Genomic DNA, 24,290 nt, shown 5'->3' with positions numbered 1-24,290 from the left:
TGACCATGTGACCGCAACTTTTCTACTTTCTTGAGTTAAAAAAAGAAAAACGATAGAAGGACGTAGTGTCGAGAAATATGTATCCGGGTATTCGTGGTTTTCCCGGTCGCACGGTCACATCGCCGGAAACTCAGTACGGGAGCGGGTTCTGTGTGACCGGGCTCAAAAACGGTTTTGGTCACAGCCGGTCACAGCGCGCGGCGATGCAGTGCTGGCTGGCGCTGTTTCTGCGCGTGGATATGAAAAACGTCGTCATGGTCCCGTGACGGCATGCTGGTGGCGCCGACTAGGTCCGGGGTGGCCCAGGAACTGTGGGTAGCGAGTCTGGTGCTGACTTGGGGTGAATTTCAAAACTACCTCGCCCAAATGGGGTCGTGACGGAAAAATATCGAAACGCCAATGAGGCGGTTTTGAGTTTTGAGAGGTTTCCTATGGCAAGACCTGCAAGCCCGATGCGGGATGAAGCGATCGCCGATATCCGAACGCTGACGGCCAAGCACGGCGCGCGCGAAGGTGCCCGGCTGGCGCGTGAAAAGTTTCCCTCCGTGCCTTATGGCACGTTTGTTCGATGGCGGCAGGATGCCATTGGCCGTGTCGACGATGCTGACATGAAAGCGACATCAGCGCTGGGACTGGAAATACGACGTGCCATTCCGAATCCGGAAACTCTCGGGCAGGCGATCGAGAATCCGGTACCCGCAGCGCATAGAGCGCTCCGGTTTTGGGAACAATTGGACTTGTTGCTTCACGATGCCGATTTGCTGCGCGCGTATTCACTTTCGGCTGGGCCAGATGGGAAGTTGAAAGTGCGCGTGCCGCGTGCGCTGATGGACGCGGCCAACATGCGTCGAGACCTCATGAAAATTGCCTTGGCACAGGCCGAAGCTGCGTATGGCGTTGAGCGAGCAGCGACGTTTTTTGAGACCATTATCGGTGAGATCGGCCAGGAGTCGCCGGAGTGTCAGAGGCGAATTCTTGACCGCCTTGCTCGCGTGCAGGGCGAGGCTGCAGCACGCGGCTTCTGATCACTTGTCGCATTCAAGATCGAGACGACTTTGTGGTGAAGGAAAAAGACTTGAGAGGCTCGACTTATTGCTGCTTGGGAGGGTTTTCTGGCCAGAGTAGCCGGATAGCGATAGCAAGTAGCAGAAAGAAAATCCCAGTCTCAGCCTCTTGAAATTGAGCGCCAGGCCTCATGCGCTGTATCAAATCAGTCATAAAGAACACTGTACCGATGAACAAGGCGGCGATAGAAGCGTATTTCATGAAATTTCCTTTTTTTGATGAAGTTTCTTTAAGAAGAGCCGCGACGTATATTGCGTGAGGTACTTCTGGCTGCTGCCGAATTTGAGTCATCCGGCTTGTGGTTTGCAGCACCTCTGATGGAGTATGTGCTGATGGTCGCTTCTGGCCTGACGTCGCTTTACATAGGCAATCACTGTGCGAGCTAATTGATTGCAGGAAATCACTCGTATCGACTATTGATTCCCTGGTTGCGCGGCAACGACGCCATGCACTGCGCCATAGTCGGAAAAAATGTCCAGACTTCAGCGCGTCCCCCGCCAAGCGGGCGCTCAACCTCAATGACTCCACCGGCAAGGTCATTCGTGGTGGCGTACTGACCGAAACTCTGAATTTCGCGGATTTTTTCGGCTGGTGAGTCAACCTCTAAACAGCTAGATTTACTCGGATTTCTGCCAAACCACTGGCGCTTAGCCGGAGCGGTTGCCTGCACAGCAAGCTGAGAGTCTCCAGTCTCGGGCATTGCCGTTGACCGCCCAGAAGTGCCACTAGAGGCTGCTGCATCGCGGAATGTCGCGGGGGCATTTTCGGTGGTCTTGTCGTCTGAACATCGCATCCAGTGCTGATTAGCACCGATGGCTGCTTGTGGCCCCCAGCACCAACCTCGCTTTTCCGCCTCGAGCGACTTGTCATCGCGCTTTTCGCAGGCCTGAGATGTTTTTGGGGTGCTTCCGCTTCCACCACGGCATAGGTCGTTTAGCGTGTCAATTTCGCTGAGCAGCGCTTCGATAGGTTGTTGTGCTGCTTTCGAGGAAGACTCGTTCGGGGTTTTCTGTGTGCAGGCCACCGTCAGGGCCGCAGTCAAAATGACCGTGTACTTTATGGCGGACATCTGCATGTCTTTTGAATGTTGCTGAAGATGGATGTAAGTATATGTGGAAGATCATCCGTGGTGTGATTGGCGTCAAAAAAAGACGATGCGCATATGCCAATTGCATCGCCACAGCACGCCGATCATCCCGACTTGATTGCGCTCGGAGCGGCGATTCGGCAGGCGCGTCTAGAGAAGAAAATTTCTCAGGAAGAACTGGCCCATCAAAGCGAAATTGACCGTTCTTACATGAGCAGCATCGAACGAGGTCAGCAAAACCCGGGGATTGCTTCAGTGCTGAGAATTGCTAGGGCATTGGAAATCACGGGGGCTGAACTACTGGCCCGTGCACAACTTTGATTGAAGGGCGCTTGATGATGGACGGCGTTGGGGAGCACCTGTCGCTGAACCGGTCAAGCTTAAAGATTCACGCGTTTGCTGACAGGCACGCCTGACCTCAATGTGAGCCAGTCAACCAGGCTCTTAACGTCGAGAAAAGTGCTGAGTCTGTCAGGCAATGCGTCTATACTTTGAGCCTTGCCGCCAAAGCCGAGCGCCAATTGTTCGGCCAGCGTCGGCAGGTACTGTTTAGTCACGACATAGAGGGTGGAAGCGCCGCTGCCGCGCTCGCATAGCTCAACCTCGATGTCTCCGTTGTCCCGCACCCAGACGAGACCGAACGTTCCCCGGCGCGCACCAGGCATGCTAAGCCAGTAACCATCGCTCTCAATGGGTGACTTCAGGCGCTGCCTCATGTTGACATTTTCTCAGCTTTGCAGGTTCGCATCGCGCCAAAGGCGTGGCCGTGGTCATCGGGATCAAAAGCGCCCGGTAGCCAGGTCTCGCCAGCGTCCGGCGTGAAAAGTTGGACCACGGTCGGCGACGCGAAGAACCTCGGCAACGGACGGCAGCTGGCACCTTGGCTGGGGCCGGTACCCGGCAGTCCTGCGGCAAATCGAATCTGCTGGGCATCAGCAAACGCGGCGATACCTATCTACGAACCCTGTTGATCCATGGCGCACGGGCAGTGCTTCATCACATCGAACGTAAAGCTCGAGCGAGAAGAGAGCCGGTCGGCTGGATTGGTCAGAGACAGCGACGCAAGCCGCATCAGAGTCCGAATGTATGGGCGCAATCTATAGCTTCGAACCAGCATGAATTGAACGTGTGGCAAAGGGGGCGTCATGTACGATTGGAGCGGCACGAGCATTGCCGGCTCGTCGGTTCCAAGCCCCCGGGGATCAGGAAACAGGCCCCAATCCAACAGACCGAGGCAACGACACATCGTCGTAGATACACGTGGCATTCCGCTGGCAGTATTGATCAGCGGAGCCAACCGACATGACTCGATGATGTTCGAGAAATGCCTGGATGCGCTACCTGCCCTTAAAGGACTGCGCGGGTGACCACGGTGCCAACCGACCAAACTGCATGCTGGTAAGGGCTACGACTACAGCGTTGTCGTGAATACCTGAAACGACGTGGAATCACCAACCGTATTGCGCGCAAAGCGCGTTGAAGCAGTAGATGACTTGGCAAGCACCGGCTGGGTTATCGAGAGAATACATGGCTGGTATGCGGGCTTTGGAAAATTGCGTATCCGCCTCGAGCCTCAGCTGGAGACTCATCAAACGCTACTGTTGCCAGCAGTTGCGTTCATCGGTTCATGATTTTATTGAGCAGTCGTGTTAGCCCCTCTAAAGCTGGAATGTGTCTGGATTAGAAACAGTCCATATAGCAAATTTTCTCGCAAAAAATCAAACACAAAAGAATTAAAAATCGGTAAAAATACACTTTTGTACGTTGATCACGTAACCCATTCTACCCCATACGGCCTTTGACTTGTCCGCTTCACCTGCAACCTTAACATCCTCACAGAACAGCTTGCAAATTACATTTAATTTGATAAGTGCTTATATAAGTAAAAGAATTATCCATTTGAAGAGTAATTAAACCATTTCTTATGGTGCAAACACCATTTTATCAAATTCACTTGGATTAATATGAACGGATTATTCAAGCCAAAATCCGTTAGTGCCAAGTATGGGCTTTCATCTTTAAATACTCAGGCATTAATAGAGCAGTTGGAAGATATAATTCAGGCTCTTCTTGAGATTTTACCTCAAAAAGAGCCATGGCAGCGCATTTTAATAAGGCAACTCAATCAAGCTGATTGTGATATTAAAGATCTCCGCTCAATGGTTTTCAAACCGAAAAAAAAGGAGGAATTTAATCGCCTTTCACATTTGCTGCACGAGCATATATCTGAATCGAGTATGCAGGTTGAAGAGAGTTGTGCAGACAAGACCTCCAAGAGTGCAATGAGATTTGCAAAGGCACTCTCTGCAGATATTTGCCATAAGGACTAGCTGTGAAGCTTCAATAGGTTGTCGCCGGGTGTCATCTGGATTGGGTTTGAGAGACTGAAAGTCGCCAACCACCAAATCCTCAAGGAACCGCTCCGGATGAACACTCCAGGTCGCCCACCGTCTTGAGCTCCAACATGCGCATAGAGTCGATGGCTTTCCCCGTGTCGGTCTCGATAGGCGATGATCATCTCGAGTGACAGGCTGTCGATATTCTTCAGCTGCGCTATCTCGTCATGCGATTGGATACTGTCCTGCGGGATCAGCAGTGTCTCCGCAATCAGGCAGCGGGTGATTTCCAGGCTATCTTGGCTCAGATGTCTTTGGCTTCATGGAGACAATGCGGGCAGCGTCATGGTCTTCCCGCTCAAAAAACGTTCGCGCGTCGCGGCCCGAGCCTTCTTTCCCGAGGTGGTCCGCTCGATGCAGCCATTGGAGACTACATCCACCGCGTCGGAGCACCCAGCAGGCCGGCAGCGGCTGAGGCGATGGTTCCGAGCGCGTGCGAATGAACGGATTGGCGTACCGCGTTCTCATGCATGAGCAGGAACAGGTCGGACTCAGGCAACGCCCCTTGATCCTGGAGCAGCAGGATCACCCGTCTCCGAACACAGGAGTTCTGCCACCGCCTGTTCGATATCCTGTGGCCAGACATTCCTGCCGCGCACGATCATGACGTCCTTCCTGCGGCCCGTGATGAACAGATCGCCCTCTGCATCGAGAAAACCCATGTCGCTCGTGGCAACGCCGGTCGCGGGCTCCAGCAATCGAAGGCTGACATGCATCGTAGATGCCGGACATCTGCGCGGCGCCATACACCATGACATCGCCCACGATGCCGGCGGGAAGCGCCGCCCCGCGCTCATCTCGCACCGTCAGTCGCCACCCAGGCAGCGGCCTTCCGCAACTGACGAAGTCCTGCGCACAGGAAACGGCACCTTCCGCATCGGCAACACCACTCGCGGAATTCACGATGAAACGTCGATGCGCCCGTGCCCACGGAAGCTCGCACACGGTCACGGCAAGGGTTGTCTCCGCGAGACCGTAGCTGGGTCTGAACGCGTTGACATGGAAGTCTGTCTCCGCATAGCGGTCAGCAAAGGATTGGAGTTGCGACGGGATGATCCGGTCACCGCCTACACCTGCAATGCGCAGGGCCTGCAAGCGAAGCTCAGGCGTTGCCGGCACGGCGGAGGTGGGACACTCCAGCGGTTGTTTGGGGAGGCGCAGCGCCAAGCCCTTGAAGCACGCGATAGCCAGCACATCCAGACGCTTGCCGTCCACTCCCAGGCACTCCTGTCACAGCAGGGCTTCGGGAACGAAGTGCTCGTTGTTGGCCAGCGCAAAGAGCACCCGGCGGTTGCTGGCTAGCACGCGCGCGGAGATTTTCTCGATATCGGGGCGGGATAACATCTCGTCGAAAAGGGGCTCCGAGACTTTCCACAGTATCTGCCGGGCCACCTGCGTGTGGGGCGCCATGCCCATGGTGATCGGGCAATTCGTAATCTTAATGAAAAGTTCTCACTGAAACACAGAGACTAGCCAAGCCGGAGAACGTCCTCTATTACGCACGATAAGGAAAGGGACGAATGGAGAAAGTTCTTGGCGACTATGTTCTGGCACCAGAACCGTTGTACCCCAAAAAAAAAGGGGAATTGCACGCTCATGCAACTCCCCCTTTTTCGCTAAGCCCTATTACATCAAGGCCGCTGACGGCGGCGCAGCGCCAAGCCGCCCAAGCCAGCGCTCAGCAAGCCCAGCAGACCCAGGCCGCCCAGGCCCAGAACAGGCACCGCCGTGGGGGTAGATGCTCCAGCAGGCGGCGTCACGACAGGATCCACTCCAGTACACGCAGCTGTCACATAGAAGTCTGCCATGGCAGCCATTGCACATACTCCATCGGAGCAGGCGTTAGTCGCTTGCAGACCATCCAGCATCAGACCAATGGTGTTCTGGCCACGCGCGAAACCCGGGATATTAGGCGTCGTGGCAGTTTGGAATGAACCATATCCGTTAGGCAGGTAGAGACCAGAGTTGTCGAAGACCGGTGCTCCGCCCGCAGGCTGCACAAAAACGGAATTGCCATAGTCGTCAAACGCAAATCGACCATCCAACTTGATGGACGCCAGATCGACGTTGTTGCCCACGGTAATGGGTTGATTCATCACAAATACGGAAGCGTGGTAACCCGCCTTTGCCTGTCCAGTCGCCGCTGGATAAGGCAGCCCGGGAACATCGCTTGCGCCCGGATTTGTGGTACCAGGGCTAATCCAGCGAGCGTTGGTTTCCTGGCCTGCTGGTAGCGTTGCTGGATTGACGTAGGCACCGGCCCAACTATAGTTGTCGAACAAGGGCTGCTCAACATTCTCCAACGCCGTGCCCGCCGCATTCGTGCGCCAGGTCCATTTCCAGTCACGTGCGTTGGTAGTGAACGGGCCAACGCGAACCGTCTGGCCTGCTGTATTGCCAACAGGGCAAATCAGGGCTGCCGTAGGCTGCGGTGCCGGTGGGGTCAGGCAGTCCGCCGTGATTTCCACGTCGAGCATCATCCCGGTGGGCCAGACCGCGGTCGTGCCATCGCCGTTCAGTGAAACACCAATGGTGTTGTCGCCGTAGTAAAAGCCCAGGTTGCCATCTTCCATATTAATGGCCTGCGGTGCAGTCCAGCCATTGATCATGGCGGTGCTCTTGAACCAGTTGGTGGTGTTGGAGACACCGCCGGGCAATGTAGAGGGCTTGACCACGAAGCGCCCGTCAAAGTCGGCGCCGCCTGTGCCAACGATCTTGATGGTGGACAGGTCCACATTGGTCCCGACGGTGATGGGCTCGGTACGGATGAACATCACGCGACCAGCAGTCCAGGCCCCATTGGCGGTGACACCGGTAACGTTCACAACCGGATCCCCGTCCCCCCCCGTACCAAATGACAGCCAGTGACCTTGCAGGGGCTGCCCGGCCAGCGTGCCGGCGCCGGCGCCATGCGTGACTCCAACTGGATCGAAATAGGTGCCCGTCCCAGTCCACCGCTTGTCGAGCACTGTGGCCATGGGGTTGCCTCCTGGATCGGTCACGTACTTGGCATCGCTCGTCCAACCCGATGCCGCCGTCGTGCTCACTCGCAACGGCGTGCTCCCACATGTCAGTTGTGCTGCTTGTACGCTAGTTGCCGACATAAGGCACAGAAGCGCCATAGAAAGCAGTGGCAACTTTAGACTACCACGTCTCGGATCGGCCGATTTGGTGGTTAATTGGCGTGTATTCATAAGCTCCCCCTTGATAAGTCGACAGATCAAATAGCAAGATGCAACGAAAAATTCGTTACGCAACTAGGCACTTTAGATTTATAGCTTCTAAAGAAAAAGTGAAAGTTTGGTTAATATCAAAAACATTTGCAAAACTTAATTTCAAGAGAAATTTTTTTCAGTCGTTGTAGCAGCACTACATCGCAGCTGTCCTGCGTCAAAACGTTCTCATTTCAAATGCACTAGGGCAGGTCTGCTAAACCCCATTTGATGGATGTGCCTGACGCTACGCGGCACGCATAGGTTTCTAAATTTCACCAAGACCTGGTTCGGGGCCGCCTGTTTTGTATTGAGAGCAGCCCCAGGCTTTGTTTAGCCGCTTTAGCCGCTTTAGCAGCTTGCAGGCGCCCCTATCCCTGCGTGGCCATGATTTGCTTCTGCTTCATCTACTGATTACCCAGCGCCAACAGCATCGTCAGTCGCGCTGCTTTTGCGCGGCTGTAACGCCAAAGGCACCAAACCGAACAAGCTTCGCCGGCAGGAGGCCGAAGTTGTGATCCAGCTCGCCAACGGCCAGATCGAATAGTCGGGGGGCAGGTGGTGGGCCAGGCCGAGGTGATCGCGCACGTGCGGCGGGCTTTGCCCGAGGGCGCGCGGATACTTTTGCCGGCGAGCGTCACCTCACGGACTGGAGTGCCCCCCACGAGACAACCGTCAATCAACTTGAGAATGGATGCTTCTTTGAGTGGCCGCGATGATCGCGCATTTCAACTCACTGGCCGAACGAAGTGCTATCAGCGGTGGCGGTGGAGCTTCTCCCAGCCATGAGGGAGCATTGCGACTTTCTTCCATTGTGAAAAGGAAGAATTGGAGAGCAGTTTTGTCCTCTTGCATCTGTGCCAACAGTACCCAATCAGCGGCTGGGAACCGTGACTTCTTCGGGAACTGCCAGCGTTTGGTGAGAAGTGGGCTTCGCGGCCAAATTAATTGGATCCTAAGCCTGCAACGACTCTCGATGATCAGGACGCGACTCCGGGTATGGATATGGCAAGCGATGCCTTCCGAGGCAATGAGTGCGGCGATATCCTTGCCAAGTTGATTTCCGACATTACGTCCAACCACTTTGCGTTTTTCGTGCAACGAGCGCGCTGCTCGCGAATCTCTGCCTGCAAGCTCCAGGGCCTTAGCCACAGAGCCAAAGGCATTCGTATATGCCTTTCTCGATCTGATGCCAATTGCTTCGAGATCTAGTGTGTTGACGTTTGGATCCTGGGCCAACTTGGCCCGAAGGATCTCCAAAAGCTCTTCCTTATCGGATTGCTGTCTTCTGCGCTTCCAGAGCTTACGCTGTACCCGGTCCCATAATTCTTTCTGAACCACTCGTTCGATAACGCCTTCCGCCCTGGTTGCTGGCCGTTTTCTTATGGCTTTGCCCGCCGCGTGGTGCGCCCGTCCCCAGACGAAATTTCCCGCGAACGCCTCACACCTTAGTAATCGATCAACAACAGGCGCCCTGAATTGATTTCCACTTGGCGTCAAAACGCCTTCTTCTTGAAGTGTCCTCGCCGTCTTTTTAATGGTCCCGCCCTCAGCGGCGTACAGTTCAAAAATGCGGTTCACGAGCTTGACCTCGCTTTCCGGCCCAAGTACCCAGGCAATGCGTTCGTTCTGTAAGCCCTTCCTCTGGAATGGTGCCAACGGTCGCCTGTTTCCCCATCGATCAATCGCAACCCGCCTTAAACCCAAAGGTGGTAGGGATCCCATCTGAAATCCCAGTTGAATGGCACGGTCCTGTCCCGCACGTGTTTTCACACCTAATTCGCGAGCGTACTCCGCCGCCATTGCCCTTTTTAGAGTCTTCAGCAATGCGGTTAGAGGATCAATGTCGGAGCCGAAGGGCTCTTGAACATAGACCACACGGACACCGTTCATGCGGCAGGTGTACTCGTAGTAAGCAGCTGCGTCGATGTCCTGAAAGCGGCCCCAACGGCTTACGTCATAGACCAGCACCACCTCGAAAGGCGGTGGCACCTCTAAAACATCCCGAAGGAGTTCCTTCATTCCATCGCGGTTTTCGATTCTCAGGCCGCTTTTTGCTGTGTCCTGGTAGATCTTGATAAGCGTGAGGCCATTCTTAAAAGCGTACGACCGGATCGCCTCCAGTTGGGTGCTGAGAGAAAGCTCTTGCTTGTCACTCGACATTCGCAGATATGCGGATGCCCGTAAATCCGGCAGTGGCTTCGTGACGGCGGTCATATCACACTCCAGTAGGGTCAACCTCAAGGTACCACCATACCCCCAAATTCGAGGGGTTGGACTTTATTCGTTCCTTGGTCCCGAGTTCGCCAGACGGCATTCGTGAGGGTGGTTCTCACGTTCGAGTGCTAGAGCTCTAGAGCGGGAATTCTGGCAGAGAAGGCGTCTGCGTAGGTGGGGCGAGTTATATCTCCACCTGCTCATGGAGACGATCGTCGAGGAATCGCGGCAAATGCGATGACCTTTGGACATTGGCATGCCGTCAGCGCAAACCCCTTGGTTCCGCTTGCCATTCCGGTGGCACAAGGCGGGCAGTATCGGGTTCCGCAAGCTGGCGTGGACGCAGCTCACTTGCTGTCACGGCAAAGCGGGATATCACGTGAAGCGCTGTACCAGACACTTGACCGGGAGGCCTTTGCCAATATGCGCCAGAATCTGATGAAAATCGCGCTGGCGCAGGCTGAAGACATATATGGTGCTCAACATGCTCAGGAGATCTTTGAAGCTGCCGTAGACGCTGTAGGGCAGGAATCGCCGGAGTGCTAGAGGCGCGTTCTCGGCCGCCTTGCTCGCGTGCAGGGCGAGGCGGCAGCGCGCGGGTTCTGATCACTCCTACCCCCAAGTAAGACCGAGAGCGCTTCCTGTCAGTTGATCTCCGCCAGCGACTTTTTGCCGCCAGCTTCCCGGTATTGGCCATACTGGCGCTTGATTTGATCTTGGCCGACTGGTTGTCCGTCGATCAGGATCTGGCCGACGCGGAGCCGTGCGCGTGGACGCCTACAGGGTATCTTGGCTCGTGTGGCTCTGGGCAAGTCGAGACGCAACTTACGGAAGTCGGCGGACGGTGGCGGACGCGGTGCGGGTCGTGTGGGGTAGGTGGCTCTTGAGCTATTCCACGGCGGCAGACGTTACCGATAGGTAGGGGTCTTTGCCAAAGCCCTAAAGCCGTGCTATGCGATATGCTGGGTTTTCAACAACAAAGGAGAAAACCTTGAAAACATGGGGATCGGAAAAGGGAGCGGACAAAACATGTACTCAGTGTGGCTCGGTCTATGAGGTTTTGAATCGTCGAGCACCTTTCAAAGACACCGACTCGGCGGACTGCTTTGTATGCGGCCAGGAGTTGGACAGATGGAGGTCTACTGAGTATCCCAGCTTCTCACTCAAGACACGCGGAGTGTGGCCCAAGGATTCACCCGCGGACTAGGTGGGATCAGCATCAGCTACCTGTGCCGCCAGCGCGAGCGGCTCCATAGTGCTTGTTCCGCGCTGCGCATCCAGCCAATCGGCTCATTGCTGGAGCACTACGCGGCGCTGGCGCAGGTATAGCGCTCTGCTCGAAGATCTCAGATAGATGTGTGCGCAGGTTGCGGGCGGTTTCTGGAGCACGTGTCTTCACTTTTTGTAGTAGCGCGGACAGCGCTAGGTGCGTGATGCTGTCGACTTGGCGACCACGCAGTGTCAGTAACCCGGAATGAAGGGTTGGCACGTTGGTGCAGATAGCGCAATGGGCAGCGGGGCTGGGAGTTGGGTGGACGCAGGCACTCAGTGCCACGTTGGTACAACCACGGAGCCGGTCAGCAGCCCATGGAACGCATACTACCCACCGAAACGACGTTCGCGGCTCCTGCGGGCTTGTAGTGTTGCTGTAGCGGTAGTTCGGCTGACCGGATTGGATGCCCAAGAAAAGGGCTTCAATTCAGAAACTGCACGGAGGGCTGTCCGCGGTCTACGCGGCTCGTTTGGCGTCGATTAACACAACGGGCATGCGTCATGCGAGTTAGTATTTAGCCAGGAGGAGACCAACAATGCACTTGGCCAAACTGGTCATCAAGAACTTCCGCAAGCTCAAGCATGCGGAGTTGTCATTTCAACCCGGCCTGAATGTATTGGTCGGCGGCAACAACGTTGGCAAGACGGCGGTGGTCGATGCCTTGCGCGCACTGCTTGCCGGGCACGAAGAGCCTCATCCGCGCCTCGGCGAAGAGGATGTTCACCGGCCCAAGAGCGGCATGCCGTCCGGCGACATCGTCTTCGAGTACGTGTTCACCTGCCTCGACGCTGACGATGAAGCGGATTTCCTTGCCGCCCTCGTACCCGATGCGTCGGGCAAGCTCGAGGCGCATATCAAAATCCGTTACTCGGACCCCGACAAAGGAGGCAGGCTGCGCGCCAGGCGATGGTGCGGCGAACACGAGGACGTCGGGCTGACGGCTGACATGATGGAGAACCTTAGGGGTGTGTACCTGCCACCACTGCGCGATGCGCCCCAAGGCCTAAAGCCCGGCCGCACCAGTCAGCTTGCGCGACTCCTGCAACTGCTGGCTGAGGACGATGGCATCGAAGGTATCGACAAGGCGTTGCGAGACCTCGACAAAGAGCTGAAGATGCACCTGCCCATAGTCAATACTCAGAAGGCAATTGGCACCCGGCACAAGATGATGCTCGGCGAGCAACTCGCGCAGTTCCTTGAGGTCGGCCTGAGCGCCAGTGACTTCAAGAGCTTGAAGTCTCGTTTATCGTTAATGGTGGATGCCTTTGAGATCGAGCAAAACGGGTTGGGCTTCAACAACCTGATCTACATGGCCGTCGTGCTTAGCGAGCTGACCAAAAACCTCGACTCCTGCTATCGGAGCTTGATCGTCGAAGAGCCCGAGGCTCATCTGCATCCTCAACTTCAGGCCGTACTACTGCAGTACCTCCAGTCCATCCAGGCCGCCGACGGTGAGAAGCCCGTACAGCTCTTCGTCACTAGCCACTCCCCGAACTTCGCGAGCATCGCCAACCTAGACAGCCTGGTGTGCCTCGTCGACACCGGCAACGAGGTCGAGACCTTCCTTCCTCGCAGCATTAACTTCGACAAAGGCAAGCGCGAGAAGCTTGAGCGCTACCTTGACGTCACACGCGCCGAGCTCTTCTTCGCCCGTCGGGTAATCTTCGTCGAGGGTGCAGCCGAACTTATGATGGTCGACGCGCTCGCCCAGCGCATGGGCTGCAACCTCCGCCAGCATAGTGTCAGCCTGATTAGCGTCGAGGGACTGAACTTCGATTCGTTCCTGCCCCTCTTCGGGGTAAAGGCGCTGAAGATCCCTGTGGCTGTCCTTACAGATGCCGACCCCGTGGCGCCCAAGGCTGGTCCGGTGAGCGCGTATGCGGACCCCGCAACAGCGGCCGCCGTGCCAACAGCTGTACCGCTCGCAGCCACACTGATAGCAGCGTCTACCGTGGCAGAAGACACCGACGAAGAGGAGGACGAGGATGCCGAGCCGGTCTACCCAGCACCGGGCGACACCATCATCGTTTCTGCCAATACGGCAAAGATGAAGGCCCGCGAGGATGGCCACGTCAAGGTGTTCCATGGTCTCAAAACCTTCGAATACGACTTGGCCCTGGAGGCAGACAACCGCACGGCCATGATCAAGGCGTTGAAGGAGCTGCGGCCACGGATCGCCAAGTCTCTTGAAGCCACTGTCGTCGGTAAGGTAGGTGATGCGGAACAGGCCAAGGCGCTGTTCTGCGGCATGTTTGAACGCAAGCAGAACAACATCCAGAAAGGCAGCTTTGCCCAGTCTTTGGCACAGGTCATTTCAGACAAAACCGTCCCCTTCAAGGTGCCGGCCTACATCCAGGCTGCTATCCAGCACGTTTGCCATGTGGCAGGGCCCACGTTATGAGTGATCTCACAATTGAACAGCAAAACGTCGTTGATGCGCCGATGGTACCGTTGTGCGTCATCGCTTGCGCGGGTAGCGGCAAGACCAAGACCGCAGTGCATCGCCTCGTTCGGATGCGCAGCAATCTCGGCGCGGCGCGAGGCCGCGTGGCACTGCTGTCATTCTCCAACGTGGCGGTTGACACCTTCCGCAAGGCCTATGACGACTTGGCGAGTAGCTTGCCGTCCGGCGCCGGACGGTCGCGGGTTGACATCGACACGCTGGACGGGTTCATTACCACCCACATTGTCCGGTCGCATGGCCACCGGACCATGAAGTCCCCGCGGGCGGCATATCTCGTGACTGGTGATGAAGCCTTCCTCGATGGTTTCAAGTTCCCGACGGCGACGTTTCCTCAGTCGATCAAGGCACTTAACTTGGCGTTTGTGAGCGGCAAAGAGGTCTTCTTCCACCTGTTCAACGATCAGATCTACCCGATCGACGACTTCTTCGCTCGCAAGCTCATCGCAAGACTGGGCTGCACGGGGGCCTACACCCACGACCTCGGCCGCTACTGGGCGTATCGGGCGCTGAAGGAGCAGCCCAAACTACTCGCAGCACTAGCGCGCCGCTACCCGCACATCGTGATCGATGAGGCCCAGGACATCGGGTCAGTCCATCAGGCCATCCTGGAGTTGCTGATCGGCGCCGGCTCATGCGTGACGCTAATCGGAGACCCCAACCAGGGCATCTACGAGTTCGCGGGCGCCGATGGAAAATTCCTCACCGACTATCACCAACGCCCCGGCGTCCAGCAGCACTCCCTGCAAAAGAACTTCCGGTCGGCTCCCAACATCGTGGAGCTGGCCAACAGCCTGTGTGGCCGTGGCGACGTCGCTGAACGGCCTGCGCCGACCGTACCCCACGGGGCCTTCTTCACCGGCTACAAGCGCGACCAGCATCACCATGTCTTCACGGCGTTTCAGGTCGCGATGTCCGCTGCGGGCTCAGACGCTAAGGGGTCCGCCATCTTGTGCCGCGCCAAAAAGCTGGCCGGAACGATGCGTGGCGATGATGCGCCGGTCGGCCAGGGCATCGTCAAGGCGTTCGCTGCCGCCGCGATGCTGCGTGACCGGCGCAAGGACTTCCTGAAGGCGTTCCAGCGCGTAGCTGTCGCCGTGGTCGCGTTGCTGGACAACAGCCCCCATAGTCTTGTGAGCCAGATCACGCAACTCTCCAGCAGTCCGGCCGACCGGGAACTGCGCAAAGCCATCTGGGCGTTCACTCGCGACAAGGCCACTGGCCTGCCGTCGTCGCACCTAATAGCCGACAAGGACTGGCATGCCCAACTGCTGGCACACATCAAGGTCCTGCTGGCCAACCTGGAGTCGGACTTCGGGTTAAAGCAGGTCACTAACCTCGGCAACAAGCTAGCCAAGAAGGCGTTGCCGAGCACGCCGCTGATTAGCGCTGAGGACTTGGCCGACAGCAACGCCAAGGCCTTGCGGATCGACACAGTACACAAGGCGAAGGGAGAAAGCATGGATGCGGTCCTGTACATCACTACCAAAGAGCACGCGCAGGCGCTGCTGAATGGCGTTTCGACCGAGGTTGGCCGCATCGGCTACGTCGCGGCGACACGCGCCCGAGACCTGTTGTGGGTGGCTGTGCCACACAACTCTTTAAAAGACCTTCGGCCTCAGTTTCTGGCAAGAGGATTCAAGGAGGTGGGCACGGCAGTGACGCCGGCGCCCGCGTCCACAGCCAAGTCCATGTCGGACATGGGGGGGCGCAATGCGGTCACTGACGATTGATAGCTACCAGCCTAAAGCGGTTTCAAGTCAGCGTAGCGAAATGCTGCTCCTGGGCGAAAAAGACCATTTTCTGCCAGGGGTCCGCTTTCCGCTCGTCAGAGAGGGTCGGCGCGCAGGGGAGCATAGGCCGCTCTGTGTTTACCCATTGGTTTACCCATTGAGTCGGACAAAGAAAAAGGACTTAGCCCCTTTCGAAGCTAAGTCCTTAATATAAATGGTCGGCGTGGCGGGATTCGAACTCGCGACCCCTTGCACCCCATGCAAGTGCGCTACCAGGCTGCGCTACACGCCGACAAGCCAACGATTATAGCCTCTATTTTTCTTGCTTTTTCCCGGCGTGCAATCTTTGTTGGATATCTTTGCTGGTGTCCACAGAGCAGGTGGGTTGGCCTGATCGCGAGTAGCATTGCCAACGGGATCGTCTCCCTGGCGGGCCACTGGCTCGTGAGCCATTTCAAATAGGAGAGCTTCAAAAGCAAGCTGCGATGGAAAACCTGGACGTTACCGTTTTACGTGCCTTGCGCGACTGGCGTGCTGCAGGCAAGCGCGCGCTGATGGCTACCGTGGTCAGAACCTGGGGTTCTTCGCCGCGGCCCATTGGTTCGATCATGGGGTTGGCCGAAAACGGCGCTGTGGTGGGATCGGTCTCCGGTGGCTGCATTGAAGATGATTTGATTGCTCGCTATACCCAGGCCGCTGCAGCTGATGCGCTCAAGGCTACTGCCAATGGCGCACCGCAGTTTGTCAAATACGGGGTCACGGCCGATGAGGCTCATCGCTTTGGACTGCCGTGCGGTGGCACGCTGGAGTTGCTGCTGGAGTTTGACCCTGACGCTGGCGTTCTTTCAAATCTGGTGACTGCTCTGGAAGCTGGGCAACTGACGCACCGCAGGGTTGATTTGTCTGATAGCACGGTCACACTCGAAGTCGCCCAAGCACCGGCGGAATTGAGTGTCTCCAATACGCGGCTGGTGAACACGTTTGGCCCTGAATACCGCATGCTCCTCATTGGGGCTGGCCAACTGGGCGAATACCTGGCCACCATGGCGCTGTTTTGCGGCTTTGCCGTGACCGTATGCGACCCTCGTGAAGAATACCGGGGTGCATGGAGTGTGGCGGGCGCTCGTGTCCTCAGCACCATGCCTGATGACACGGTAATTGACTTCAAGCCTGATCGGCGTAGCTGCATCATCGCTTTGACGCATGACCCCAAGCTGGACGATCTTGCATTGCTAGAAGCACTTAAAAGCGAGGCGTTCTACATTGGCGCTATTGGTAGCCGCCGCAACAATGAGGCTCGGCGCCAGCGGATGATTGATCATCTGGAGCAAACCGAGGAAAGCCTTAAACAACTCCGCGGGCCGGTGGGCATTTTCATTGGCAGCAAGACGCCACCTGAAATTGCGGTGAGCATCATGTCCGAAGTGCTGGCTGTCAAAAACGGGGTCACGTTGCCGCGTGATATGGATGTGGCGCATGTGAAGAACACGCAAAACATAGAGGCTTCCCAAGCTGATGATGAACTGGTGTGCTTTACCCGTTGACCGTGCCTGAAAAAACAGGCGCCATCATCATGGCCGCAGGGGCAGGGCGGCGCATGGGGGGGAAGCCCAAGTCTTTGCTTATGCGAGATGGCGTGCCTTTGATTGAGCGGCAGTTGCGTGCTTTGGCGCAAGTGGGCGTTTGCGAGGCCGTGGTAGTGCTGGGGCATCACACGGCGCATATCGAGCCTGTTGTCGCCAAACTTCAATCTCAGTTGGCTGGATCAATGGATATACGCTGGGCACTCAACTCGCAGCCTGACGATGGTCCAGGCTCTTCCTTGCGCGTGGGGTTGAGAGCGCTTTCGCCAGAGTTGAAGGCAGTGCTTGTGACCCTGGCAGATCAGCCTTTGCTGGAATCTTCGGATATGAGTGCGGTGCTGGCTGCGTGGAAGAGCAGGGCGCCTGGGGTTGAGTTGGTGGTGCCAATCTTTGAAGGGGAGCCCGGTCACCCGGTGGTTTTTGGGGCGCTTGTGCGTGATGCCGTTGTGGCCATGAACGGCGGGGCGGGCTTGCGTGATTGGCGGAGAGCGCACGCAGATCAGGTGCAGGCTCTGGCCGTGGATCATGCGCGCCATACGGTGGATATCGATACGGAGTTTGACCGTGTTGCACTGGCTGAATGCTATGGCGTTGCTTTGGAGTGGCCCGCTAATCTGGACGGAGATGGCATTGCCTCAGATGGCATTCGAGACCGTTAGGACTGAGCTTGGCCTGTCCTTGGCTTATCGAAGGGGGTGGGGCGTTGCGCCAGGCTTCGACAGGCTCAGCCCGAACGGTGTTTTGGGTTTGACTGAACCATGGAACCTCAGCCCGAACGGTGTTTGGGGTTTGACTGAACCATAGAGCCTCAGCCCGAACGGTGTTTGGAGTTTGACTGAAGCGTAGAACCTCAGACCGAACGGATTTTTTGGGCGCCGACTTTGGACCAAGCGCCGAATGCAGAGGACCCTACCAACACCTCAGCTCCGACCGGTTCGCGCATAGACGTCGAACCTTCGTAGCTGGGCTTCGCTGTTGTCGATTTCATCCAGGCTGGCTTGTCCGCCGCTCTGGACGAGCATGGCCACAAGGGTTTGTGCCACGGAGAGCGCGGGTACGACCGATGGGAACAAGGATGGAGAGGCGTTGGCAAATAGCAGAAGGGCGTGGGCAGGCCCGGCTATGGGGGAAACGGTGCTGTCCGTCACCGCCACAATGCGCGCGCCACGTTCGTGCGCAAACTCTACGGCTGCCACGGTGTCCCGGGCGTAAGGCGCGGCGCTGAAGACCACCATGGCGTCTTCAGCACCTACTTTGCGGAGCGCGTCGGTGAAGACGCCGCCGGTGCTGGTTAATAAAGTCGTGTCCTGTCGGAACATGCCACAGGCGTAGCTGAAATAGTACGCGGCAGGAAACAGGCTGCGCAGACCCACCACATAAATATGCCGAGCTTGTGCCAATAGCTTTTGCGCTGCTGCAAAGCGCTCAACGGCTTCTGGCGCCAAGGTCTGGGTCAGATTCTGCGTTTCCGATTGCAGCATGTCTGCCATGAGGCGGGCGTCTGCGTTTTGTACCTCGCGCTGTTGCAAGGCACTGGCCCGTGCAGAAAACGTATCTGTACCTTGGCCCAGCCAGGTTTTGTAGACCGTGCGGAAATCTTCATAGTTGTCGAAACCCAGCTCACGCGCCAGGCGCAGCATGACGCCTGCCTGCACGCTGGCCGCTTGGCCCAAGGCCCGCATGGACTGCATGGCGACGTCGCGTGGATGATCCAGGACGTAGCGGGCGGCCAGCTGCAATTTGGGTGTCAGTGCAGAAAATTGCTGCGCGATGCGCTGATCAAGCGTGCGCTTGTCCATGAGAAAGCTCCTATTCACGGACCTGCATTGTCATGCACGTTCAGGCAGAGCCATCAGAGTACCGCGAGATTCATCAACGGCTTGCGTGCGCCTCCTGCACAGCGGTATCGATGGCCTGGTGCAGCAGGTCGGTAATGGTTTCCAGTTCGGCTTCGGTCACGATGTAGGGCGGTGCCAGCAGCACATGATCGCCCACGGCACCGTCCACTGTGCCTGCCCCGGGGTAGCAAAGCAGACCCACCCGTTCAGCCGCTGCCTTGATGCGGGCGTTCAGTTTCAGGGAAGGGGCAAAGGGCTGGTTGCTGGCGCGGTCTGCTACCAGCTCGACTGACCAAAACAAACCGCGCCCGCGGATGTCGCCCACATGAGGGTGATCCCCCAAGGCGCCGCGCAGCATTTGTTCGAAGCGCGGCCCCAGAGTGGCCACTCTTTCAACCAGGCCATCGCGCTGGATGATGCGCTGAACTGCCAGCGCCGCCGCACAGGCGACCGGGTGGCCCACATAGGTGTGGCCGTGCTGGAAAGCGCCGGTGCCTTGATGCAGCACATCTACCACCTTGCGGTGCGCCAACACCGCGCCTATGGGTTGATAGCCACTGCCAAGCCCTTTGGCCAGAGTAACGATGTCTGGCACGATGCCTTCTTGCTCAAACGCGTGAAAGGTGCCCGTTCGGCCCACGCCAGACATGACTTCGTCCAGGATGAGCAGTACGCCATGGCGGTCACAGACTTCTCGAATCTTGCGGAAATACCCCGGTACGGGGGGCACGGTGCCGGCGGTTGCGCCGACGACGGTTTCAGCCACAAAGGCGGCCACGGTGTCAGCGCCCAGTTGGACAATGGTTTGGTCCAACTCTGCGGCCAGGCGGGTTGCGTAGCGCTCATCGCTTTCGCCGGCCTCACGGTACCGGAACGGAAAGCAAGGTGACACGTGGTGGCTTTCCATCAGCAAGGGCTGGTAGAGCGCGCGGCGGGCCATGTTGCCACCAATGGAAAGCGCAGCCAGCGTATTGCCGTGGTAGCTCTGGCGCCGCGACACGAAGCGGTGCCTTTGCGGTTCACCACGGTCCACGTGGTACTGGCGTGCCATTTTGAGGGAGGTCTCCACCGCTTCCGAGCCGCTGGAGACGAAGTAGGAATGCCCGAGGCCGGCAGGGCTGCGCGCGGCCAGGGTTTCCGCCAGCGCTTCTGCCGCTTCGGTGGTGAAAAAGCTGGTGTGTGCGTATTCCAGTGCATCCAGCTGCGCTGAGATGGCGGCACGCACCTCAGGGTGCCCGTGGCCCAGGCATGAGACAGCGGCGCCGCCAGAGGCATCCAGATAGCGGCGACCATGGCTGTCGATGATGGTGCAGCCTGAACCGGAGGCTGCTACGGGCAGCGGTACGTGCGGGTTGCGATGGACGATGTGAGTCATTGGAATCTAAGGTCCGGTGTCTGGCCTGCTGCTTGACAGCGCCGGCTACCGTGGATAAAGTGAATGTGTGATTTCGATGAATAATAAATCATTTGTTCCATTTTGTCTGAAACCAATGGTGGTTTTCAGTCGCTTACCTCACCTTACTCACCAGTAGAGATTCACAACATGTCCATTTCTTTTCGTGCTGCGTTTGCGGCCTGTGTTGTTGTCATGGCGCCTTTGGCAGGCGTGGCAGCTTCGGCTCAGTCATGGCCAGACAAGCCGCTTCGTCTGGTAGTGCCCTTTGCAGCCGGTGGCACCACAGATCTTCTGGGGCGCCTATTGGCTGAAGGCATCACGCCGGAGCTGGGTCAGCCAGTGGTGGTGGTGAACAGGGCAGGGGCTGGCGGTAGCCTGGGCGCGGCGGAGGTAGCTCGTGCTGCACCGGATGGCTATTCGCTTCTGTTGGGCACGCCGGGTACCCAAGCCATCAATGCCTACGTGTACAAGAGCATTGGTTATGACCCCAGGAAAGATTTTTCGCCTGTGGCGTATGTCGTGCAAGTACCGAACGTTGTGCTGACCAATCCGCAAAGCGGGCTCAAGACCATGGCAGACGTGCTGCGGTTTGCCAAGGCGAGCCCCGGCAAGTTGAACTGGGGTAGCCCCGGCGTCGGTAGTTCAGGGCACTTGATGCTGGAAATGTTCAAACAACGCGCTGGGGTTGATATCACGCATGTGCCCTATAAGGGCGCCAGCCAGGCCAACAACGACCTGCTGGGTGGGCAAATTCAAATGTCGGGAGACAACCTGCCGACGGCTCTGCCTTTCATCAATACAGGCAAACTGGTAGCGCTGGGCGTGACCAGCAAAGAGTCCGTGCCCTCGGCACCGGGCGTGCCTCCCGTGGCGGCCACCTTGCCGGGTTTTGAGCTGACTTCCTGGTTTGTCTTGATGGCACCGGCTGAGACGCCACGCCCTGTGGTGGATAAGCTGAACACGGCAGTGGAGCGTTGGCTTGCCAAACCTGAAACGCGCAAGCGTTTGCAAGAGCTTTCGGCCCAGCCCGTAGGTGGCTCACCAGAGAGCCTGGCGCGCCACCTGGAGTCAGAGCAGCGCAAGTACAAGGATCTGACCTCCGCCGCTAAGATCGAACCTCAATAAGCACAGCCTTAACGACCATGAGCATTGACGTAGTGCCGCGCAAGAAGCGGTTGGCGGTGGCGCGCTTCTGGTATGAGGGCAATGTCTTTTGCCCGGTGCCTTGCACGCAGGAAGATTTTGACCGCCGGGAATGGCGCACAGGGGCTGATGCGCTGGCCGCTGCGCACGACACGGCCACCGAGCTGGGTGCGGTGGAGCGTTTTGCGCGTGAGCGTTCAGACTGGGAAGTGGTGGCTTTGCGCTGCGCATCTGCTCTGCCAGGCGGTGCCATTGAAGATGAAGTCTTCACCCGCTTCTACGACGAAGTCATGGTCGGCCTGGCGCAGGGCGGACCGTGGGATGCTGTCTATCTATCGCTGCACGGTGCATCGATTACCGATGCCCGGCAAACACCTGAGATGGATGTCCTGAGCGCAGTGAGGTTCCTGCTGCCCGGTGTACCCATCGGTGCCAGCTTTGATCTGCATGCCAACCTCTCTCCAGGCATGGGGCCTTTGCTCGACATGGTCAGCGGTTACAAGACTTATCCGCATATTGACATGGCAGAGACCGCGCAGCGTGTCTTGGACGGTCTTGTTGCCATTGTCGATAAAGGCCAGCGGACCCGTGTGACGGTAACCAAGCCTCGCGCCATGCTGCCAAGCTTCAATATGCGCACCGCAGATGGTCCCATGAAAGATTTGCAGGAACTGGCCGCTGCGCAGATCCGGCCGGGGGTCGCAGAAGCCCTGGTGTTTGGTGGATTTCCATACTCCGACACTGCGGATACGGGCTCGTCCGTGGTCGTGGTGGCAGATCTCGTCGCCGACCCTGAAGGGCAAGTCGCTGTCCAAACCAGCATCAGGTTGGAAGAGGCGGTGCGCGCGCTCGCGCCACGTTTTGCGGTGCATCTGCCGAATGCTGAAGAAGGCTTGCGGCAGGGCTTGTCAGTTCTGGAGTCCAAAGGCGGGTTGGTGGCGGTGACCGACCCCGGCGACAACCCGCTTTCAGGTGGCGCATGTGACACACCGGGGCTGTTCGCCGCTTTGCTGCAGACAGGCACGACTGTGCCTTGCTTGTTCGCCAGCTTTGCAGACCCCCAGGCGGCGCAGGTTTTGTACGAGGCCGGTCCTGGCGGTGTGCGCCAAGTGGCACTCGGAGGAAAGCTTTCAACGGATTTCGGACCACCGGTCCAGGTGACGGTGCGCGTGGAACGCATCACAGACGGGACGTTTCGAAACACCGGGCCCATGGAAACTGGTGTTGAAACGCGTTGCGGGCAAACCGCGCTGGTGTCATTAGCCGATAGACCGAATATTCAATTGATTGTGACCAGTGCTGTGGCTCCGGCCAATGACCCCGGTTTCTTCGCCTTGCATGGTATTGACCTGAATGCTTCCATGCTGCTTTGCGTAAAGGCGAAGAATCATTTTCGTGCGGCTTTCCTGGATCGCTGCCAGGCGATCATCGACACCGACGTTCCTGGTCCATCAGCATTGGATCTGGACCTGCTGCCTTTCAAACATGCGGACAGGTCGTTGGCGCCGAAGTAGCGGGAGCGCAGCGGCGTTAAGCGGGCGCGATCTTTGTGGTCAGTCGACTTTCGCGCCTGATTCAAGCACCACCTGCTTCCAGCGAGCTAGCTCCGCGTGAATGTGCTGTTTGAATTGCTCTGGCGTCCCGCCCAACGGGTCAGCGCCCAGCTTGAGCAAGCTCTCTTGCATGGCCGGTGTCTTGAGGCCTTTGTTGATCTCTGCGTTGAGGGCATTGATCACTTCTTGCGGCGTTCCTTTGGGGGCTAGCAGGCCCCACCATGATGTGACGTTGAAGCCCTTATCCGACGGGGCGCACTGCGCGTTAAGCAATACGTAATGCGCACCTCATGCTTCACGCTTGCAGCGGAATCCCGACCTTGGTGATCACAGCGTGCCAGCGGGCGATTTCTTTTTGCACCATGGTGCGGAATTCGTCCGGCGTGCATGGCGAGGCAGCACTGCCCGCGGCGGCGAGTGATTGCTGCAGCGTGGCGTCCTGCAAGGCCTGATGCACTGCTGCCGTGAGCTTCTGGACAACGGGGGCGGGCGTCGAGGCTGGCGCGGCAATGCCAAGCCACGAACGCACCTCAAAGCCCGGCAGCGTTCCTGACACGGGGGGTATATCTGGTATTGAAGGCCATGCAGTCGCACTGGTGACGCCCAGCGCCCGCAGGCGCCCAGATTTGAGGTGGGGTGTGGCGACGGTCAGGGTGTCGGTCAATACGTCTACATCGCCCGCAATCACCGCTTGCACGGGAGCGCCCCCGCCGCGGTAAGGTACGTGCAGTAACTCTGCGTTGGCGGCAGAACCCAGCAGTTCGCCCACCATATGCTGCGTAGAGCCCACGCCCACAGAGGTGAATGTGATCTTGCCCGGGTCTTTCTTGGCTAGCGCTATCAGTTCTGCGAGCGTTTTGGCGGGATGTTCAGCACGTACCGCAACGACGAAGGGGAATGACGAAACCGTAGAGATGAATGAAAAATCCTTGACCGGGTCGTACGGCAGGGATTTTTTAAGCGCGGCCGACACGGTGTGTGCCCCAGTCAACATGACCAGGTTGTATCCATCAGGTGCTGACTTGGCAACAAAGTTGGTGGCGATGCTGCCGCCCGCGCCACTTTTGATGTCTATGACCACGGGCTGCTTGAATGAATCCTGCAGTTTCTGGGCCACCAGGCGAGCCACGACGTCCGCGTTACCACCGGCGCCAAAACCGTGAATCAGTTGGACCGGGCGTGAGGGATAAGTGCCTTGCGCCCAGGCCTGAGGCAGTGCAAGCGAGGCGGAGCCAGCGATCAGGGCGGTACGGCGGCTGAGTAGAAAAGTCATGATGAGTGTCTCCGTTATGGTGTTGTTTTTAGGGCTGGCCGGCCAGCGAGAGCCGTTGGA

The 24,290-nt window shown here is 57.7% G+C and carries 24 protein-coding genes, 1 tRNA gene and 1 pseudogene; 13 read left to right on the top strand and 13 right to left on the bottom strand.

The features are described 5' to 3' along the window. Positions 1-65: 65 nt before the first annotated feature. Together ABIE13_RS09120 and ABIE13_RS09115 are read left to right on the top strand one after the other, a co-directional pair. The gene (locus ABIE13_RS09120; RefSeq protein ID WP_354442817.1) at positions 66-266 is read left to right on the top strand and encodes a hypothetical protein; all 201 of its coding nucleotides are present in this window, start codon (positions 66-68) and stop codon (positions 264-266) included. A gap of 165 nt (positions 267-431) precedes the next feature. After that, positions 432-1,025: a hypothetical protein gene (locus tag ABIE13_RS09115; protein ID WP_354442816.1), complete on the top strand. Its 594-nt coding sequence runs from the start codon at positions 432-434 to the stop codon at positions 1,023-1,025. Between the two features lie 64 nt (positions 1,026-1,089). Here the strand turns inward: ABIE13_RS09115 and ABIE13_RS09110 are convergent, their stop codons facing one another. Together ABIE13_RS09110 and ABIE13_RS09105 are read right to left on the bottom strand one after the other, a co-directional pair. Then, on the bottom strand, positions 1,090-1,266 hold the full coding sequence (locus tag ABIE13_RS09110; protein WP_354442815.1) for a hypothetical protein: 177 nt from the start codon (positions 1,264-1,266) through the stop codon (positions 1,090-1,092). Positions 1,267-1,465: 199 nt separating this feature from the next. Beyond that, entirely contained in the window at positions 1,466-2,140 is a 675-nt protein-coding gene (locus ABIE13_RS09105; protein ID WP_354442814.1) for a hypothetical protein, read from the bottom strand. An 87-nt stretch (positions 2,141-2,227) separates the two neighbouring features. Between ABIE13_RS09105 and ABIE13_RS09100 the strand changes: the two genes are divergently transcribed. Then, on the top strand, positions 2,228-2,473 hold the full coding sequence (locus ABIE13_RS09100) for a helix-turn-helix domain-containing protein (RefSeq protein ID WP_354442813.1): 246 nt from the start codon (positions 2,228-2,230) through the stop codon (positions 2,471-2,473). 59 nt (positions 2,474-2,532) lie between these two features. On the opposite strand, the gene ABIE13_RS09095 is transcribed toward ABIE13_RS09100, so the two are convergent. Further along, positions 2,533-2,868 carry a hypothetical protein gene (locus tag ABIE13_RS09095; protein ID WP_354442812.1) on the bottom strand — a complete coding sequence of 112 codons (336 nt, stop codon included), beginning with the start codon at positions 2,866-2,868 and terminating at the stop codon, positions 2,533-2,535. Positions 2,869-2,988: 120 nt separating this feature from the next. On the opposite strand from ABIE13_RS09095, the pseudogene ABIE13_RS09085 reads away from it, so the two are divergent. The 3 genes and pseudogenes from ABIE13_RS09085 to ABIE13_RS09075 form a co-directional block, all read left to right on the top strand. Beyond that, positions 2,989-3,141 (top strand): annotated as a pseudogene (locus ABIE13_RS09085) (transposase); the annotation flags it as partial. A 156-nt stretch (positions 3,142-3,297) separates the two neighbouring features. Then, positions 3,298-3,519 carry a transposase gene (locus ABIE13_RS09080; protein WP_354442811.1) on the top strand — a complete coding sequence of 74 codons (222 nt, stop codon included), beginning with the start codon at positions 3,298-3,300 and terminating at the stop codon, positions 3,517-3,519. A 597-nt stretch (positions 3,520-4,116) separates the two neighbouring features. Continuing rightward, positions 4,117-4,482 (top strand): hypothetical protein, encoded by a 366-nt coding sequence (locus ABIE13_RS09075; RefSeq protein ID WP_354442810.1) that lies wholly within the window; start codon positions 4,117-4,119, stop codon positions 4,480-4,482. Between the two features lie 436 nt (positions 4,483-4,918). Here the strand turns inward: ABIE13_RS09075 and ABIE13_RS09070 are convergent, their stop codons facing one another. From ABIE13_RS09070 to ABIE13_RS09050, 5 genes are all read right to left on the bottom strand, one after another. Further along, positions 4,919-5,077 (bottom strand): hypothetical protein, encoded by a 159-nt coding sequence (locus ABIE13_RS09070; protein ID WP_354442809.1) that lies wholly within the window; start codon positions 5,075-5,077, stop codon positions 4,919-4,921. Further along, the gene (locus ABIE13_RS09065) at positions 5,074-5,763 is read right to left on the bottom strand and encodes an AMP-binding protein (RefSeq protein WP_354442808.1); all 690 of its coding nucleotides are present in this window, start codon (positions 5,761-5,763) and stop codon (positions 5,074-5,076) included. The genes ABIE13_RS09070 and ABIE13_RS09065 overlap by 4 nt, the downstream gene beginning before the upstream one ends. Positions 5,764-5,778: 15 nt before the next feature. Next, the gene (locus ABIE13_RS09060) at positions 5,779-5,964 is read right to left on the bottom strand and encodes a hypothetical protein (RefSeq protein ID WP_354442807.1); all 186 of its coding nucleotides are present in this window, start codon (positions 5,962-5,964) and stop codon (positions 5,779-5,781) included. Positions 5,965-6,179: 215 nt separating this feature from the next. Next, complete coding sequence (locus ABIE13_RS09055) at positions 6,180-7,526, bottom strand: hypothetical protein (RefSeq protein WP_354442806.1); 1,347 nt, start codon at positions 7,524-7,526, stop codon at positions 6,180-6,182. Between the two features lie 909 nt (positions 7,527-8,435). Continuing rightward, the gene (locus ABIE13_RS09050; protein ID WP_354442805.1) at positions 8,436-9,977 is read right to left on the bottom strand and encodes a recombinase family protein; all 1,542 of its coding nucleotides are present in this window, start codon (positions 9,975-9,977) and stop codon (positions 8,436-8,438) included. A 237-nt stretch (positions 9,978-10,214) separates the two neighbouring features. On the opposite strand from ABIE13_RS09050, the gene ABIE13_RS09045 reads away from it, so the two are divergent. From ABIE13_RS09045 to ABIE13_RS09035, 3 genes are all read left to right on the top strand, one after another. Then, a complete protein-coding gene (locus ABIE13_RS09045; protein WP_354442804.1) occupies positions 10,215-10,523 on the top strand; it encodes a hypothetical protein in 309 nt (102 codons plus the stop codon). Between the two features lie 1,262 nt (positions 10,524-11,785). Further along, entirely contained in the window at positions 11,786-13,651 is a 1,866-nt protein-coding gene (locus ABIE13_RS09040) for an ATP-dependent nuclease (RefSeq protein WP_354442803.1), read from the top strand. Beyond that, positions 13,648-15,444: an ATP-dependent helicase gene (locus ABIE13_RS09035; RefSeq protein WP_354442802.1), complete on the top strand. Its 1,797-nt coding sequence runs from the start codon at positions 13,648-13,650 to the stop codon at positions 15,442-15,444. Before ABIE13_RS09040 ends, ABIE13_RS09035 begins: the two co-directional genes overlap by 4 nt. A 215-nt stretch (positions 15,445-15,659) precedes the next feature. On the opposite strand, the gene ABIE13_RS09030 is transcribed toward ABIE13_RS09035, so the two are convergent. Continuing rightward, positions 15,660-15,736: transfer RNA gene (locus ABIE13_RS09030), tRNA-Pro, on the bottom strand. 193 nt (positions 15,737-15,929) lie between these two features. Between ABIE13_RS09030 and ABIE13_RS09025 the strand changes: the two genes are divergently transcribed. Together ABIE13_RS09025 and ABIE13_RS09020 are read left to right on the top strand one after the other, a co-directional pair. After that, on the top strand, positions 15,930-16,988 hold the full coding sequence (locus ABIE13_RS09025; protein ID WP_354442801.1) for an XdhC family protein: 1,059 nt from the start codon (positions 15,930-15,932) through the stop codon (positions 16,986-16,988). Beyond that, positions 16,973-17,686, top strand: a complete 714-nt coding sequence (locus ABIE13_RS09020; protein WP_354442800.1) for a nucleotidyltransferase family protein — start codon at positions 16,973-16,975, stop codon at positions 17,684-17,686. Before ABIE13_RS09025 ends, ABIE13_RS09020 begins: the two co-directional genes overlap by 16 nt. A gap of 261 nt (positions 17,687-17,947) precedes the next feature. Here the strand turns inward: ABIE13_RS09020 and ABIE13_RS09015 are convergent, their stop codons facing one another. Together ABIE13_RS09015 and ABIE13_RS09010 are read right to left on the bottom strand one after the other, a co-directional pair. Beyond that, positions 17,948-18,826 carry a MurR/RpiR family transcriptional regulator gene (locus ABIE13_RS09015; protein WP_354442799.1) on the bottom strand — a complete coding sequence of 293 codons (879 nt, stop codon included), beginning with the start codon at positions 18,824-18,826 and terminating at the stop codon, positions 17,948-17,950. Between the two features lie 73 nt (positions 18,827-18,899). Next, a complete protein-coding gene (locus ABIE13_RS09010) occupies positions 18,900-20,240 on the bottom strand; it encodes an aspartate aminotransferase family protein (protein ID WP_354442798.1) in 1,341 nt (446 codons plus the stop codon). 168 nt (positions 20,241-20,408) lie between these two features. Here ABIE13_RS09010 and ABIE13_RS09005 point away from each other — a divergent pair, with 168 nt between their 5' ends. Together ABIE13_RS09005 and ABIE13_RS09000 are read left to right on the top strand one after the other, a co-directional pair. Then, positions 20,409-21,386 carry a Bug family tripartite tricarboxylate transporter substrate binding protein gene (locus ABIE13_RS09005; protein WP_354442797.1) on the top strand — a complete coding sequence of 326 codons (978 nt, stop codon included), beginning with the start codon at positions 20,409-20,411 and terminating at the stop codon, positions 21,384-21,386. 17 nt (positions 21,387-21,403) lie between these two features. After that, on the top strand, positions 21,404-22,918 hold the full coding sequence (locus tag ABIE13_RS09000; RefSeq protein WP_354442796.1) for a M81 family metallopeptidase: 1,515 nt from the start codon (positions 21,404-21,406) through the stop codon (positions 22,916-22,918). A gap of 39 nt (positions 22,919-22,957) precedes the next feature. Here ABIE13_RS09000 and ABIE13_RS08995 read toward each other — a convergent pair whose 3' ends face one another. Continuing rightward, positions 22,958-23,230, bottom strand: a complete 273-nt coding sequence (locus tag ABIE13_RS08995; RefSeq protein WP_354442795.1) for a tripartite tricarboxylate transporter substrate-binding protein — start codon at positions 23,228-23,230, stop codon at positions 22,958-22,960. A gap of 22 nt (positions 23,231-23,252) precedes the next feature. Next, positions 23,253-24,230, bottom strand: a complete 978-nt coding sequence (locus ABIE13_RS08990) for a tripartite tricarboxylate transporter substrate binding protein (protein WP_354442794.1) — start codon at positions 24,228-24,230, stop codon at positions 23,253-23,255. Positions 24,231-24,290: the final 60 nt, after the last annotated feature.

This window comes from Ottowia thiooxydans, from assembly GCF_040548795.1.
In the GTDB taxonomy this organism is placed as follows: Bacteria; Pseudomonadota; Gammaproteobacteria; order Burkholderiales; family Burkholderiaceae_C; genus Ottowia; species Ottowia thiooxydans_A.
The sequence above is the reverse complement of the archived record's forward strand: the minus strand, read 5'-3'. Positions and strand labels throughout refer to the sequence as shown.